The organism is Streptomyces sp. A01, from assembly GCF_059026195.1.
This window is the reverse complement of record NZ_JBWLKN010000008.1, coordinates 105,581-119,583: the sequence shown is the minus strand read 5'-3', so window position 1 is coordinate 119,583 and position 14,003 is coordinate 105,581. Positions and strand designations below refer to the sequence as shown.

The following is a 14,003-nucleotide window of genomic DNA, read 5'->3' as shown; positions in this document are numbered from 1 at the left end:
CAGGGCAACAGGGCATATCCCGTCCGGCTCGTCGCGCCGAGGCCGCTCACGGGCGGATACCCGCCACGAAGGCAGCCCCTTCCAGAGTCAGCCGCTCCAGCTCGGGGCGAACGGCTCGGCAGCGCCACGCCGTTCCACTGACCGAACGTTTCGCCGGCCACGACCGCGGCGGACAGCACAAGGGCCGCGTCACCCCGACCGGGAGGCGTCCACGGCGGTCGGCGGCCCCAGCGCGGTGAACTCCCCCGGCCCGGCAGCCCCTCGGGCGGGGGCGTGAGAGAAGCCGACTGGCCGGTCCGTGCCGACCGGGACCGTACGCGGGCCCTCCCCGCTTTTTCTTTCTTATCTCAGCTCTTATCTCAGCAAGGTTTTCCAGAAGGGTTGTGTCAGGCATGACGACTTCCGTGGAATCAGGTCAGGCTTCCGAAGGCGAGCAGGCGCTCAGCCTGGGCACCGCGGCCGCACGCAATCTGGCGACGACGACCAAGTCCGTCCCGCAGATGCAGGGCATCTCCTCCCGGTGGCTGCTGAAGGTGCTGCCCTGGGTGCAGGTGTCGGCCGGTACCTACCGGGTGAACCGGCGGCTCACGTACACCGTCGGTGACGGCCGGGTCGAGTTCACCACGACCGGCGCCGAGGTGCGGGTCATCCCGCCGGAGCTGGGTGAACTGCCCCTGCTGCGCGGCTTCGCCGACACGGAGGCGCTGGAGGCGCTCGCCGGTGGTTTCGTACAGCGGGAGTTCGACGCGGGCAGCGTGCTCGTCGAGGCGGGCCGGAACGCCGACCAGATCGTGCTGATCGCCCACGGCAAGCTCAACAAGATCGGCACGGGCAAGTACGGCGATGAGACCATCCTCGGTGTCCTCGCCGATGGTGACTACTTCGGCGAACGCACACCGCTGGAGCCGGACGCGGTCTGGGAGTACACGGTCAAGGCGGTCACCCGGTGCACGGTGCTGACACTGCCCCGCGACTCCTACCAGTTCTTCGCCGACCGCCATGAGTCCCTGAGCGCCCACACCTCTGAGTTCGCCCAGCGCCCCGGCCTGCCGACGAACAAGCGCGGTGAGGCGGACATCGCGGTGGCCTCAGGGCACAACGGCGAGCCGGTGCTGACCGGCACCTTCGCCGACTACGAAGTGTCGCCCCGCGAGTACGAACTGAGCGTCGCGCAAACCGTCCTGCGCGTCCACAGCCGGGTCGCCGACCTCTACAACGAGCCGATGAACCAGGTCGAGGAACAGCTCCGGCTGACCGTCGAAGCACTCCGCGAGCGCCAAGAACACGAACTGGTCAACAACCGCGAGTTCGGACTGCTGCACAACGCCGACCTCAGCCAGCGCATCCACACCCGCACCGGCCCGCCCACCCCCGACGACCTCGACGAACTGCTCTCGCGGCGGCGCAAGACGCAGTATCTGCTGGCCCATCCGCGCACCATCGCCGCGTTCGGCAGGGAATGCAGCAGCCGGGGCCTGTACCCGCAGGGCATCGACTTCATGGGCGCCTCCGTGCGCGCCTGGCGCGGAGTGCCGCTGCTGCCCTGCAACAAGATCCCGATCAGCGACACGGGCACCAGCGCCGTTCTCGCGATGCGCACCGGGGAGGCGGACCAGGGAGTGGTGGGCCTGCACCAGACCGGCATCCCCGACGAGTACCAGCCCAGCCTCAATGTCCGGTTCATGGGCATCAACGAACAGGCGATCCTGTCGTATCTCGTCAGTGCCTACTACTCCGCGGCGGTCCTCGTCCCGGATGCGCTCGGCATTCTTGAGGACGTCGAGATCGACCGCTGAGGCGGCACCGCCGGGCACGTGGTGCCGGGCGGCCGTGGCGGGACCGGTCCGGAGCGGCCCGGCCGTTCCCGCCACGGCCGGTTGCCGCCACCTCGTATCACGCCCGTGAGCCGCTGGCCCGTCCGACGCACCGACACGCCGACGGGCAGGTGAGCAGGCTGGGCAGGCAGTCATCGCTCTACGGCTGCACTCCGTTGACGAACTCGGCGGTGGAGGTCAGGCCGCTGCTGATGGCCGGCGCGGCACTGCTGCTCGCGAGATAGAAGCCCAACAGGGCGCAGACGATGGCGTGCGAGAGGCGCAGTGAACCACTGCGTACGAAGACCACTGCCAGGATGACGAGCAGCAGGAGCACGGAAATCGAGATGACCACGGCGAACCTCCAGGCCGTGTCGGCACATCGGCTGACCGGCGGGACGCCGATCAGCCGATAGTTTCCCCTATGCCTGTTGTGTCCGCTGAAATACCAGTGTGCTCCATACGGGTGCCGATCTCCGGTTCGACCCTGCACCTCGCGCTCACCGGGGTGTGACGAAAACCGGTGGACTCGGCTGTGACGGCCAGGTCAGTCTGGGTCTGAGCGGCCGGACAGCGACCGGACTCCTCCAGACCCAGAAGAGAAACCTAGAGCAATTAGGTTTTTGCCTTCTACCCCTAGGCGCTGTTAGCGTCCGCTCCATGAAGGCAGTCAGTGAGCAGGCAATACGCGCGTCGTTCGTCAATTGCTCCAAGGGAGAGGCCAAGCGCCTGGCCGTGCCGCGCGACATCGCGGAGCGCCCCTGGGAGGATCTGGACTTCCTGGGCTGGCGCGATCCCGGGGCGCCCGACCGCAGCTACTTCGTCGCGGAACGCGATGAGCGGCTCATCGGCGTAACGCTGCGCTTCCCCTCCCAGCAGCGCGGCTTCCTGCACCGCAGCATGTGCTCGCTGTGTCTGACGGTCCACCCGGGAAACGGCGTTTCCCTGATGACGGCCCGCAAGGCGGGCCGCGCGGGGCGCGAGGGCAACTCGGCCGGCCTGTATATGTGCACCGATCTCGCCTGCTCCCTGTATGTGCGCGGCAAGAAGGAGCCGGAGGCCGGGGGGCGCTTCAAGGAGTCCTTGTCGGTGGCGGAACAGATTGAGCGCACCAGGAAGAACCTGTTCGCCTTCATCGACAAGCTCTACGAGTGACGAGCCCCATGAGTGAGCCCTGCTCCCCGCGAGCGAGCAGAAGTACAGGCCCTCGTCCCGCCTCCGAGCACATGGGGGAGCACATGGGGGCCTACCTGGCGGAGCCGCCGTCCGTCACCCGCCGGTGCGCGGCGCCGCCTCCGTCTCGGCGGCCAGCCGCCCGGCCTGCTCGCGGCCGAGGTCGGCGACCCCGCGGAAGTACGTACGGATGATGGCCAGCTCCTCGTCGCCGAAGCTCGCCAGCAGCTCGCCGTACGCCGCCCCCGGCGTCTCCCAGGTGGCCCCGAGCCCTTCCAGCGCCCCGGGCACCAGCGTCACCAGCGCGCGGCGGCGGTCGGCCGGGTCGGCCCGCCGTTCGACCATCCCGGCCTTGACCAGACGGTCCACGAGGCGGGTGGCGGAGCCTGGGGTCAGGCCGGTCAGTGCGGCGATCTGCCCGGTGCTCAGCGGCTCGGGCTCCAGATCGAGCAGGTTGAGGCACTGCACATCGGTGGGGTGCAGGCCCAGCCGGTCCGCCATCTTCTGGTTGAACAGCGTCCACGACGCGTAATGCCGGCGGGCCTCGTCGGCCACCTGCTCGATCAGCTTCGTACGGTCCGGCATCCACCCTCTCCGTTCAATCATTTGCGTGACGCACATATTGTGTCGCACACTATGTGCGTTGAGCCTCCAGTCTAGGGGCTCCCTCCGCGCACGCCTGCCTCCAGCGATGGCAGGCGGAGCCGTGCTCGCGTCCGTACGGGTCCCCCGTCCGGCATCCGCCGCTGACCCGCGGCATCCCTTGGTCGTCGAAAGGCACTCTCATGACCGTTCTCGTCACCGGCGGCCGCGGCCGCGTCGCCCGCGCCCTCATCGGCCTGCTCCACGACCGCGGGCTGCCCGTGCGCGCCGCCTCCAGCGACCCCGGGGCGCTGAGCGTCCCGCCGGGAGTCCCCACCGCGCGCTGCACCCTCAGCGATCCGGACACCTTCCCCGCCGCGCTGGCCGACGTGACGTCCGTCTTCCTCTACGCGGCGCACTCCCACGCCGATGTCTTCGCTGAGCAGGCCGACAAGGCGGGGGTCCGGCACATCGTGCTGCTGTCCTCCTCGTCGGTCCTGGCCCCTGGTGCGTCCGAGGACCCGGTCGCCGGGCACCACGTCTCGGCCGAACAGGCCCTGGCCGCCTCCCCCGCCACGTCCACCTTTCTCCGGCCGGGGGCTTTCGCGAGCAACGCCCTCCCCTGGTCGTGGGCGCTGAAGAGCACCGGTATGGTCAACCTCCCGTATCCGCAGGCCCACACCGACCCGCTCCACGAGTCGGACCTCGCCGAGGCCGCGCTCGCCGTCCTCACCGAACCGGATCGGTTCGGTGGCCGGGCACACCACCTCACCGGCCCCGAGTCCCTCACCTTCCGCGAGCAGATCGACCGGCTCGCCGCCGCCACCGGGCAGCCCTTCGGCGTCAACCCGGTCAGCCGTGACGCGTGGAAGGAGGAGGTGGCCGCCTACGTTCCCGGCCACTTCGCGGACGCGTTGCTCGACTGGTGGCAGTCGCACGACGACACCCCGGTGCGTACGACCCGCACGGTCGAGGAACTCACCGGCCACCCGGCTCGTCCGTTCGCCGTGTGGGCCGAGGATCACGCCGCCGACTTCGGCGCCGCGTAGGCCGTGTCCGGCCGGATCATTCCGGGGCGCCCTGTCCGCGCGTCGCGGACCGCGGGGGCCTTGTCACTGCTCGCGCAGTTCCCCGCGCCCCTGACGGGGCGCATTTCTTCGCTGTGCGCGCGTGATCCGCCGGGCGCCCCCTGACATCCGCTGGCGGCGCCGGGGCTGTCGCAGGGTCAGGCGCTGAGGTCAGTCCAGCCGACCGTGCGGTCGCACCAGCGGCGGAGCAGTGTGCGGTCATGGCCGACAGCGAGCAGCCCGGCGCCGGTTTCGCCGCGGTAGTCCTCGACGACGTGGACGAGCGCGGCGGTGGTCGACGCGTCGAGCATCGCCGTCATCTCGTCGCAGACCAGCCAGCGGGGGCGCAGGGCGAGCGCCCTGGCGAGGCAGGCGCGCTGCAACTGGCCGTCGCTGACCTCGTGCGGGCGGCGGCCCAGCAAGTCGGGGCCGAGGCCCACCCGTTCGGCCAGCTCCACTGTGCGGGCGGCTGCCTCCGTGCCGCGCCCGGCGGCGCGCAGCGGCTCGGCGATGAGGTCATGGAGCCGTAGCCGGGGGTCTGCGGACAGCCGGGGCTGCTGGAAGATGACGCCGTACGCGGTGCGCTGCGCGCGGGGGGCACGGTGCCGCCAGCCGCGAGCGGACTCACCGTCGAGGATCACCCGTCCCGCGTCGGGCCGGTGGAGCAGGGCGGCGACCCGGGCCAGGGTCGACTTGCCGCAGCCGCTGGGCCCGAGGAGTCCGACGGCCTCGCCGTTCTCGATGCGGAGCGAGACGCCGCGTACGACGGGGTCGCGGCGGTCATAACCGGCGGTGATGTCACGCAACTCAAGCACGGCGGGCCTCCTTCGCCGCCGGTGTGGGGGCGGGCGTGCGTGACGCCGGGGCGGCGCACGCGGCTTCCGGGGGTGGCGGGGCGTGGTGGCAGGCGGTGCCGTCGAGGAGCGGCGGGAGGGTGCCGCACGCGTTCGTCGCCTGGTCGCAGCGCGGGGCGAAGGCGCAGCCGGGCGGCAGGTCGCCCAGTTCGGGCGGCATGCCGGGAATGGGGGTGAAGGAGCGTTCGGGCAGGGCGTCGAGCAGTCGGCGGGCGTAGGGGTGCCGGGGTCCCGGCGTACCGAAGAAGTCGCGGGCTTCGGCGAGTTCGACGATGCGGCCCGCGTACATCACGGCCACCCGGTCGGCGACGCGTTCGGCTGCCGCCAGGTCATGGGTGATCATCAGCAGCGCGCGGGCGGGGTGCGGCGCCGAGTCGGTCGCGGCCCGGTCCGGTGCGCCCACCCGCGCGTGCCGGTCTTCCGTGCCGGTCCCCTCCGCCGTGCGCTCACCGCTGCCGGGCCGGTCGGTGGCTGCCTTGTCCGCGGAGTCCGGGTCAGGGGCGGCGGGACGGGGGCCTACGTGGCGGCGCAGTTCGTCGACCGTGCGGTCGACCAAGTCGCGGTCAAGGCCCGTGGTCGGCTCGTCGGCGAGCAGCAGGGCGGCGTCCCCGACGAGCGCGAGGGCGGTCGCCGCGCGCTGGGCGAGGCCGCCGGAGAGCTGGTGCGGGTAGCGGTCGAGGTGGTCGGCGGGGAACGCGGCGCGCTCGGCGGCCGCTTCGGCCGCCCCGCGCAGCCTCGGCCGCCGGGTGCCGGTGAGCTCCCTGACGGTTTCCTCCAGCTGGGCGCGTACGGTCCGTACCGGCGTGAGGTGGGCCGCTGGGCTCTGCGGTACGAGGCCGACGCGCCGGCCGCGGATGGTGCGGGAGAGCCGTCGTTCGTCGGCGGTGAGCAGGTCGACGGGCTCTCCCCCGTCGGGGTCGCCGAGGTGGGCGCTGCCCGCTGTCTCGGCGTTGCCGGGCAGCAGTCCGAGGAGCGCGGAGGCGAGCACGGACTTGCCGCAGCCGCTCTCCCCCACCAGGGCCAGGCACTGGCCGGCGTGGAGCGCGAAGGTGACGTCGGAGACGGCCGCGATGGAGGGGCCGCCGCGCATCCGGAAGCGCACGGAGAGGTCGTTCACCCCGAGGACGGGTGCGACGACGGGCGCGCGGCCGGGCGTGTGGGGGCGGTCGCTGGTCACAGGGTCAACTCCGATCGGCGGCGCGGGTTGATCCGGTCGCGCCAGGCGCCCGCGAGGCCCGCGATGGCGAGCGTGGGGACGATGATCAGCAGCCCGGGGAAGAGCGTCGGCCACCAGTCACCGGCCAGCAGTGAGCCGCGGGCGCTCTGCACCATGGCGCCCAGGCTGGCCTTGTGGCTGGGCAGTCCGAGACCGAGGAAGGAGAGCGCCGACTCGTGCCAGATGGCGTGCGGCACCATCAGCACGGCGGCGAGCCCGGCCTGGGGCGCCACCGCGGGCAGCAGATGCCGTACGGCCACCCGCCAGCGTGACGCGCCGCCGGAGATGGCCGCGTCCACGTAGGGCCGGGTGCGCAGCGACAGCAGCTCGGCGCGGACGATGCGCGCGGTGGACAGCCAGTGGGTGAGGGCCACGGAGATGACGACCGGCCAGATGCCGGGCCGGAACATCGCCACGATGAAGATGCCGAGCAGCAGGTGCGGCACGGAGGAGAAGAGGTCCACGAGCCGCATCACGAGGCGGTCCGCCCAGCCGCCGAGGGCGCCCGCGAGCGCGCCGACGGCGGTGCCGATGACCGTGGCGGCGAGCGCGGCGACGACGCCGACGAGGAGGGAGACCCGCAGCCCGTACACGCAGCGCAGGAGGAGGTCGCGGCCCACGTCGTCGGTCCCGAAGGGGTGGTCGGGGGACGGCGCCTGGAGCTTGTCGGCCAGGTGGACGGCCTGCTCGTCCAGGGGGAAGAGCAGGGGGACGAGGAGGACGGTCAGGACGATGGCGGCCACGAGGGCGGCGGGGACGCCGGGCGGGGTGCCGGCCGCGCCGGGCTGGGCGTCGGCCGCGCCAGACGAGGCCGCGGCCACGCCAGACGAGGGCCCGGCCGCACCGGACGGGGCCTCGGCCGTGCCGGACTGGGCTGCTATGGACTGGGCTGGCCTGGATTGGGCCGGTGTGGACCGGGCCGGTGTGGACCGGGCGGGTGCGGGCCGTGGGCCGCTTTCCGGGTGGAGGGGGTGGTCAGCCATCGAAGCCCACCCTGGGGTCGGCGAGTCCGTACAGCAGGTCGGAGAGCAGGTTCCCGGCGAGGACCGCCAGCGTGGCGAGCACCGTGAGGGCGGCGAGGAGCGGGAAGTCCACGCTCGTCGCCGCCTCGACGGTCGCCGAGGCGATGCCGGGCCAGCTGAAGACCGTTTCGATGAGGAGCGCTCCGGTGATGAGCTCGGGGACCCGGGAGCCGATGAGGGTGAGGACCGGAAGGAGTCCTGAGCGCAGGGCGTGGCCGAGCAGGACGGTGCGCTCGCTCAGGCCGCGGGCGCGCGCGCCGCGTACGGGGTCCTCGTCGAGCGCGTCGCCGACGCCTTGCCGTACGTACAGCACGAACCACGGGAGCTGGGAGATCGCGAGGACGGCGGCGGGCAGGATGAGGTGGCTGGTGACCTGACTGAACGTGGCGACCTCGCTGGAGGTGTCGGTCAGCCCGCCCGCCGGGAGCGCGTCCAGCCTCAGCGCGAACAGCCAGACGGCGAGCAGTCCGAGCCAGAACGGCGGGGCGGCCTCCAGCGTGTAGCAGAGGAAGGTGACGACCCGGTCGAAGACCCCGCCCCTGCGGCGGGCGGCGAGCACGCCGAGTGCGGTGCCGATGAGCACGGCCAGCGCGAAGGCCACCGCGCACAGCAGCACGGACCAGCCGATGCGCTCGCTGATGACCTGGGCCACGGGCTGCCGCAGTGAGGTGGAGTCGCCGAGGTCTCCGGTGACGGCCGAGGTCAGCCAGTTCCACCAGCGGACGGCGAAGGGGTCGTCGGCGCCGAGGTTGGCCCGCAGCTGGTCGAGGTGTTCCTGGGAGGCGGTGAGCCCGGCGGTGCCCGCGTATGCCTTGACCGGGTCGAACGGGGAGGCCGCGGCCATGGCGAAGACGCCGAGGGTGACGCCGAGCAGCACGGGCACGGCGAACAGGACGCGCCGTCCGGCGAGCCGTGCCATGGAGGCCCAGGGCAGGCTGCCGCCGCGCCGGGGGCGGGTCACTTCTTCGGCTGCCACTTCTCGACGTTCCACCAGGGGCCGGAGGCGAGGCCGTGGTCGTGCGGCTCGGTCTGCGTGGTCAGCGGGGCCCATTTGTCGGCGAGGACGTAGAGGTGGTCGATGTGGGTGAGGAAGGTGTAGCCGGGGTCGTCGGCCAGTTCCCGCTGGATGGTGTCGTACGCCGCCTTGCGCCGCGCCTTGTCGCCGCTGCGGCGGCCTTCGGTGAGGGCCTTGTCCACGGCGGGGTTGTCGTAGTGGGCCATGTTGTTGAAGCCGTCACCGGCGAGCGAGGAGTTGAGCAGGGTGTACTGGTCGAAGTCCGGGTCGGCGGGGCTGCCGCCGCCCGCGAGGACCGCGTCGTGCTTCATGCGCGGCTCGATGACCTCCCAGGTGCCTGACTGCACCTTGGCCTGGATGCCCGCCTTCTTGGCGTCGGAGGCGTAGGCGAGGGCGTGGTCCTGGCGGAGCTTGTCGCCGGTGAGGTACCAGAGGGTGAACGAGGCGCGCTTGCCGTCCTTTTCGCGGATGCCGCCCTTGCCGGGCTTCCAGCCCGCCTCGTCAAGGATCTTCTTGGCCTTGCTGAGGTCGTGGGGGCGTTCGGTGCCCTTGGTGAACCACTCGCTGCCGGTCGGGACGGGGCCGTAGGCGGCTTTGCCCGCGCCGTCGAGGATGCTGTCGACCATGGCCTGCCGGTCGACGGCGACGTCCAGCGCGCGGCGTACGGCGCGGTCGCCGGTGACCGGGTTGCCGCTGGGGAGCGTCACGGTGCGGTAGTCGTACGTCGTGGCCTTCAGGGTCCGCAGGTCGCTCTCGCTCTTGAAGGTGGCGGCGAGGTTGGGCGGCAGGATGGCGCCGTCGAGGTCTCCGGAGCGCAGCCGGGTGGCGCGGATGTCGTCGTCCTTGATGATGGCCATCGTGAACTTCTTGACCTTCGGCGCGCCGCCCCAGTAGGTGGGGTTGGCCTTGAAGGTGAGCTTTTCGCCCTTGCTCCAGCGGCTGAGGACGTACGGCCCCGTGCCGATGGGCTTGGTGGTGAAGGAGCCGGTGTTCACGTCCTGCTCGCCCGCGACGTGTTCGGGCGCGACGGGCAGCACGGTGCGCTCCGCGAACGGCGCGTAGGGGTACTTCAGGTGGAAGACGACGGTCTTGTCGTCCTTCTCGCGGACGTCTTTGATCGCGTCGAGTTCGGTCTTGGAGGCGTTGTTCGTCTTCTTGTCGAGGATGGTGCGGTACGTGAAGACCACGTCGTCGGCGGTGAACGGCTCGCCGTCGCTGAACCGCACGCCGTCGCGCAGGGTGTACGTGTAGGTGCGGCCGCCGTCGGATATCGCGGGCAGCTTCTCCGCGAGGGCGGGCTTCAGGCGCATCTCGGCGTCGTGCGTCAGCAGGCCGTCGAAGATCTTGGAGTTGCCGTCCTTGCCGTAGCCGAGGAGCGGGCTCAGGGTCTCCGGCTCGTAGGCGATGCCGACGACCGCCGCGTCGGCCGGGCCGCCGTCCTTGCCGTCACCGGGGGTCGAGCAGGCTGCCGCGCTCAGTGCCAGGACGCCTGCCGTCGTCGTGGCGGCCACTGTCCGTATCGTCCGGGCCGTCATGCCCCACACACCTCTGTTGAAGATCAACCGTTACTGCGAAACGGTCGCAATTAAACACTGTCGCTATTAAACAACGTGTCGAAGTGAGCGGGGCCAGCGGGCCCCGACGAGGGGAAGGCCCGACCGGCGCCGGGCGGTGGTGCGGGCGACCGGCCCGGCGGCGCCGGGCTGACACCCTCCCGTGTCAGCCCGGCGCCGGGTGGTCGTGGGAACCGGTCAGCTCTGCGGCGGCGCCAGGCCGACGAGCCGGCCGAGGGCGTCCTGGTGGCGCCCGGGCGTGCCCAGCGCGATCTCGTCGCTCTTGGCCCGCTTGAGGTAGAGGTGGGCGGGGTGCTCCCAGGTCATGCCGATGCCGCCGTGCAGCTGGACGCACTCCTCGGCGGTGCGCACGGCGACCCGCGCGCAGTGCGCCTGCGCCACCGCCACGGCGACCGGCACGTCGGGGCTCTCCGTCGCGAGCGCGTCAGCGGCGGCGCGAGCCGCCGCGCGGGCCGAGACGAGATCGAGCCACAGTGCCGCCATCCGGTGCTTGAGGGCCTGGAACGAGCCCACGGGGCGGCCGAACTGGTGACGCTCCTTGGTGTAGCGCACAGTCTCGGTCAGGCACCATTCGGCGAGCCCGAGCTGCTCGGAGGCGAGCAGCCCGGCGCCGGTCAGCAGCGCCTGGTCGAGGGCGGCGGCGTGTCCTGGCCCGGCGACGCGGCGGGCGGGCGTGCCGTCGAAGGTGACGTCGGCGAGCGTGCGGGTCAGGTCGAGCGGGGTGACGGACTCGATGCGGGGAGCCGTCGCCCCGGTCCCCGCGCCGGACTCGCGCTCCGTGTCGACGGCGTACAGGCCGAGCCCTTCCGGGCCGTCGGCGGGGACGAGCAGCAGGTCGGCGGCGAGCGCGTCGGCGACGCCGGTGACCTTGCCGGTGAGGGCGGAGCCGCCGTCGGCTCGTACGGTGAGGGGCAGCGAGCCGCCCGGCGCGGCGGACAGCGGCACGGTGAGCACACCGACGCGGCTCCCGGCGGCGAGCGCGCCCAGCAGCCCGTTGACGTCCGGCCCGGCTGACGCGCCGCGCTCACCCGCCGCGCCGCTCTCGTCGGCCGCGGCGGCGCAGCTCAGCAGCGCCTGGGTGGCGATGACCGCGCTGCTGAGGTACGGGACGGGGGCGATGCCCCGGCCGAGTTCCTCCAGTACGACGGCCGCTTCCCTGGCGCTCGCGCCCTGGCCGCCCAGCTTCTCCGGGACGAGCAGCCCGGCCACGCCCATGTCGGCGGCCAGGGAACGCCACAGTCCGGCGTCCAGTGGGCGGCCGGTTTCGGTGTGGGCGAGCACGGCCGACGGCGGGCAGCGGTCGGCGAGCAGCGAACGTACGGCGGCCCGCAGGTCCTCCTCCTGCTCGGCGTAGAGCAGGTCGGGTGCGCTCGTGGGAGCCTGGTGCGTCATCGGGGGAGGTCCTTCCAGGCGGCGTCCTTGTCGGTGCGGGGCTCGGACGGCAGGCCGAGTACGCGTTCGGCGATGATGTTGAGCAGCACCTCGGAGGTGCCGCCCTCGATCGAGTTGCCCTTGGCGCGCAGATAGCGGTAACCGGCGTCGCGCCCGGTGAAGTCCACGAGTTCGGGGCGGCGCATCGTCCAGTCGTCGTACGCCAGTCCCTCCTCGCCGAGGAGCTCCACCTCCAGGCCGCTGATCTTCTGGTTGAGACGGGCGAAGGCGAGCTTCATCGCGGAGCCCTCGGGTCCCGGCTGGCCGACGGCCAGCTGCTGGCCGAGCCGCTGCCCGGCGAGCCGGGCGACCTCCGCCTCCACCCACAGCCGCAGCAGCCGCTGGTGCAGGTCGTGGGTGCGCAGCTCGGGGCGCTCACGCCAGGTGCGCGCCGCGACGCCGATCATGCCGTCCTCGCGGGGCACGCTGCCGCCGCCGATGGCGACGCGCTCGTTCATGAGGGTTGTCTGGGCGACGCGCCAGCCGTCGCCGCGCTCGCCGAGGCGGCGTGAGTCGGGGATGCGCACGCCGGTCAGGAAGACCTCGTTGAACTCGGCCTCGCCGGTGATCTGGCGCAGCGGCCTGACCTCGACGCCGGGGTCGGTCATGTCGCAGACGAAGTAGCTGATGCCGCGGTGCTTGGGCAGGTCGGGGTCGGTGCGGGCGATGAGGATCGCCCACCGGGCGACGTGGGCGCTTGAGGTCCACACCTTCTGCCCGTCGATCACCCAGTCGTCGCCGTCCGGTACCGCGCGGGTGGCGAGCGCGGCGAGGTCGGAGCCCGCGCCCGGTTCGCTGAACAGCTGGCACCACACCTCTTCGCCTGTCCACAGCGGGCGCAGCAGCCGCTGCTTCTGCTCGTCGGTGCCGTACCGCAGGATGGTCGGGGCCGCCATGCCGAGGCCGATGCCGATCCGGCGCGGGTCGTTGTCGGGGGCTCCGGCGGCGTCGAGCGCCGCGGTGACGACGCTCTGCAGGGCGCGCGGCGCGTCCAGGCCGCCGAGTCCGACGGGATAGTGCACCCAGGCGAGTCCGGCGTCGAAGCGGGCCCGCAGGAAGTCCAGCCGGTCCGTGGTGGCCGGGTCGTGGGCGGCGAGCAGGTCGGCGACCCTGCGCCGCAGTCCGGCCGCGTCCACCTGGCCGGGCGCCGCTGTGCTGTCCGCGGTCATCGGGCATCCTCCGTGAATCCGGGTACGACGACGAGGCGGCCGGTGGTGACGCCGTCGGCGACGCGCTGTACGGCGTCGGCCGCCCGGGACATCGGCACGCGCTCGCTGACCAGTGGCTTGACCGCGCCGCGTGCCGCGAGCCTGGTCAGCTCCTCGTGGCAGGCGCGGACGGCGGCCGGGTCGTGGGTGTTGTACAGCCCCCAGTGCAGGCCGAGCACCGCGTAGTTCTTCACGAGCGCGTGGTTGAGAGCGGCGCTCGGGATGACGCCGCTGGCGAAACCGACGATCACGACGCGGCCCTCGAAGGCCACGCACTTCACCGACTGGGTGAAGGCGTCGCCGCCCACCGGGTCGTAGATGACGTCGGCGCCGCGGCCGCCGGTCGCGGCCTTGACCGCGGCGACGACGTCGTCGGTGCGCCGGTCCAGAACGAGGTCGCAGCCGAGCTCGCGGGCGACGGCCGCCTTGTCCTGGCCGCCGACGACGCCGATCACGGTCGCCCCGGCCGCCTTGCCGAGCTGTACGGCGGCGCTGCCGACTCCGCCCGCCGCCGCGTGCACCAGCAGCGTCTCGCCCGCTTCGATCCGGGCCCTGCGGTGCAGGGCGAACCACGCGGTCTGGTAGCCGATGTGCAGCGCCGCGGCCTCGGCGTCGTCCAGGGTCTCCGGCGCGGGCAGCACGCTGTCCGCGCTCACGACGGCGTGCTCGGCGAAGCCGCCGGTGGGGACCGGAGGCTGGGCCAGTACGCGGGCGCCCACGCGCGTCGCGGGCGCTGCGGCATCCACGCCCTCGCCGAGTGCGGTGATCTCGGCGCACACCTCGACGCCTGGGATGAACGGCAGCGGGGGCCGCACCTGGTACTGCCCCCGGCAGAGCAGCGCGTCGGGGAAGTTGACGTTCGCGGCGCGGACGCGCAGCAGTACCTCGCCTGGGCCCGGCACCGGGTCGGGGACCTCGTCAAGGCGCATCACCTCGCGCGGCTCGCCGTTCTCGTGCACTCGCCATGCCTGCATTCGCTGGCCTCCCACAAACGGTCAGGTGGTACGCGGCGCGGTCCCGCGCTGGGCGCATACTAACCAGTCGGTA

General features: G+C 72.4%; 13 protein-coding genes. 3 read left to right on the top strand and 10 right to left on the bottom strand.

All coding sequences use genetic code 11. The features are described 5' to 3' along the window. Nucleotides 1-392: 392 nt before the first annotated feature. Nucleotides 393-1,796, top strand: coding sequence for a family 2B encapsulin nanocompartment shell protein (locus AC5P1B_RS13155; RefSeq protein WP_493887150.1), 1,404 nt, complete (start codon nucleotides 393-395; stop codon nucleotides 1,794-1,796). A gap of 178 nt (nucleotides 1,797-1,974) precedes the next feature. Here the strand turns inward: AC5P1B_RS13155 and AC5P1B_RS13150 are convergent, their stop codons facing one another. Continuing rightward, complete coding sequence (locus AC5P1B_RS13150) at nucleotides 1,975-2,169, bottom strand: hypothetical protein (RefSeq protein WP_493887148.1); 195 nt, start codon at nucleotides 2,167-2,169, stop codon at nucleotides 1,975-1,977. A 305-nt stretch (nucleotides 2,170-2,474) separates the two neighbouring features. Between AC5P1B_RS13150 and AC5P1B_RS13145 the strand changes: the two genes are divergently transcribed. Then, nucleotides 2,475-2,969 carry an FBP domain-containing protein gene (locus tag AC5P1B_RS13145; protein WP_493887146.1) on the top strand — a complete coding sequence of 165 codons (495 nt, stop codon included), beginning with the start codon at nucleotides 2,475-2,477 and terminating at the stop codon, nucleotides 2,967-2,969. 114 nt (nucleotides 2,970-3,083) lie between these two features. Here the strand turns inward: AC5P1B_RS13145 and AC5P1B_RS13140 are convergent, their stop codons facing one another. Further along, nucleotides 3,084-3,572 (bottom strand): MarR family winged helix-turn-helix transcriptional regulator, encoded by a 489-nt coding sequence (locus tag AC5P1B_RS13140; protein WP_493887145.1) that lies wholly within the window; start codon nucleotides 3,570-3,572, stop codon nucleotides 3,084-3,086. 200 nt (nucleotides 3,573-3,772) lie between these two features. On the opposite strand from AC5P1B_RS13140, the gene AC5P1B_RS13135 reads away from it, so the two are divergent. Continuing rightward, complete coding sequence (locus AC5P1B_RS13135; protein ID WP_493887144.1) at nucleotides 3,773-4,618, top strand: SDR family oxidoreductase; 846 nt, start codon at nucleotides 3,773-3,775, stop codon at nucleotides 4,616-4,618. 176 nt (nucleotides 4,619-4,794) lie between these two features. On the opposite strand, the gene AC5P1B_RS13130 is transcribed toward AC5P1B_RS13135, so the two are convergent. From AC5P1B_RS13130 to AC5P1B_RS13095, 8 genes are all read right to left on the bottom strand, one after another. Then, nucleotides 4,795-5,451 carry an ABC transporter ATP-binding protein gene (locus tag AC5P1B_RS13130; protein ID WP_493887143.1) on the bottom strand — a complete coding sequence of 219 codons (657 nt, stop codon included), beginning with the start codon at nucleotides 5,449-5,451 and terminating at the stop codon, nucleotides 4,795-4,797. Continuing rightward, the gene (locus AC5P1B_RS13125) at nucleotides 5,444-6,580 is read right to left on the bottom strand and encodes an ABC transporter ATP-binding protein (protein WP_493887357.1); all 1,137 of its coding nucleotides are present in this window, start codon (nucleotides 6,578-6,580) and stop codon (nucleotides 5,444-5,446) included. The genes AC5P1B_RS13130 and AC5P1B_RS13125 overlap by 8 nt, the downstream gene beginning before the upstream one ends. Before the next feature lie 83 nt (nucleotides 6,581-6,663). After that, the gene (locus tag AC5P1B_RS13120) at nucleotides 6,664-7,689 is read right to left on the bottom strand and encodes an ABC transporter permease (RefSeq protein WP_493887141.1); all 1,026 of its coding nucleotides are present in this window, start codon (nucleotides 7,687-7,689) and stop codon (nucleotides 6,664-6,666) included. After that, nucleotides 7,682-8,647: an ABC transporter permease gene (locus tag AC5P1B_RS13115; RefSeq protein WP_493887356.1), complete on the bottom strand. Its 966-nt coding sequence runs from the start codon at nucleotides 8,645-8,647 to the stop codon at nucleotides 7,682-7,684. The genes AC5P1B_RS13120 and AC5P1B_RS13115 overlap by 8 nt, the downstream gene beginning before the upstream one ends. Before the next feature lie 38 nt (nucleotides 8,648-8,685). Further along, the gene (locus AC5P1B_RS13110) at nucleotides 8,686-10,278 is read right to left on the bottom strand and encodes an ABC transporter substrate-binding protein (RefSeq protein WP_493887140.1); all 1,593 of its coding nucleotides are present in this window, start codon (nucleotides 10,276-10,278) and stop codon (nucleotides 8,686-8,688) included. 216 nt (nucleotides 10,279-10,494) lie between these two features. Continuing rightward, the gene (locus AC5P1B_RS13105; protein WP_493887139.1) at nucleotides 10,495-11,709 is read right to left on the bottom strand and encodes an acyl-CoA dehydrogenase family protein; all 1,215 of its coding nucleotides are present in this window, start codon (nucleotides 11,707-11,709) and stop codon (nucleotides 10,495-10,497) included. Next, nucleotides 11,706-12,917 (bottom strand): acyl-CoA dehydrogenase family protein, encoded by a 1,212-nt coding sequence (locus AC5P1B_RS13100; RefSeq protein ID WP_493887138.1) that lies wholly within the window; start codon nucleotides 12,915-12,917, stop codon nucleotides 11,706-11,708. The genes AC5P1B_RS13105 and AC5P1B_RS13100 overlap by 4 nt, the downstream gene beginning before the upstream one ends. Beyond that, the gene (locus tag AC5P1B_RS13095) at nucleotides 12,914-13,930 is read right to left on the bottom strand and encodes an NADPH:quinone oxidoreductase family protein (protein WP_493887136.1); all 1,017 of its coding nucleotides are present in this window, start codon (nucleotides 13,928-13,930) and stop codon (nucleotides 12,914-12,916) included. Before AC5P1B_RS13095 ends, AC5P1B_RS13100 begins: the two co-directional genes overlap by 4 nt. Nucleotides 13,931-14,003 lie beyond the last annotated feature (73 nt).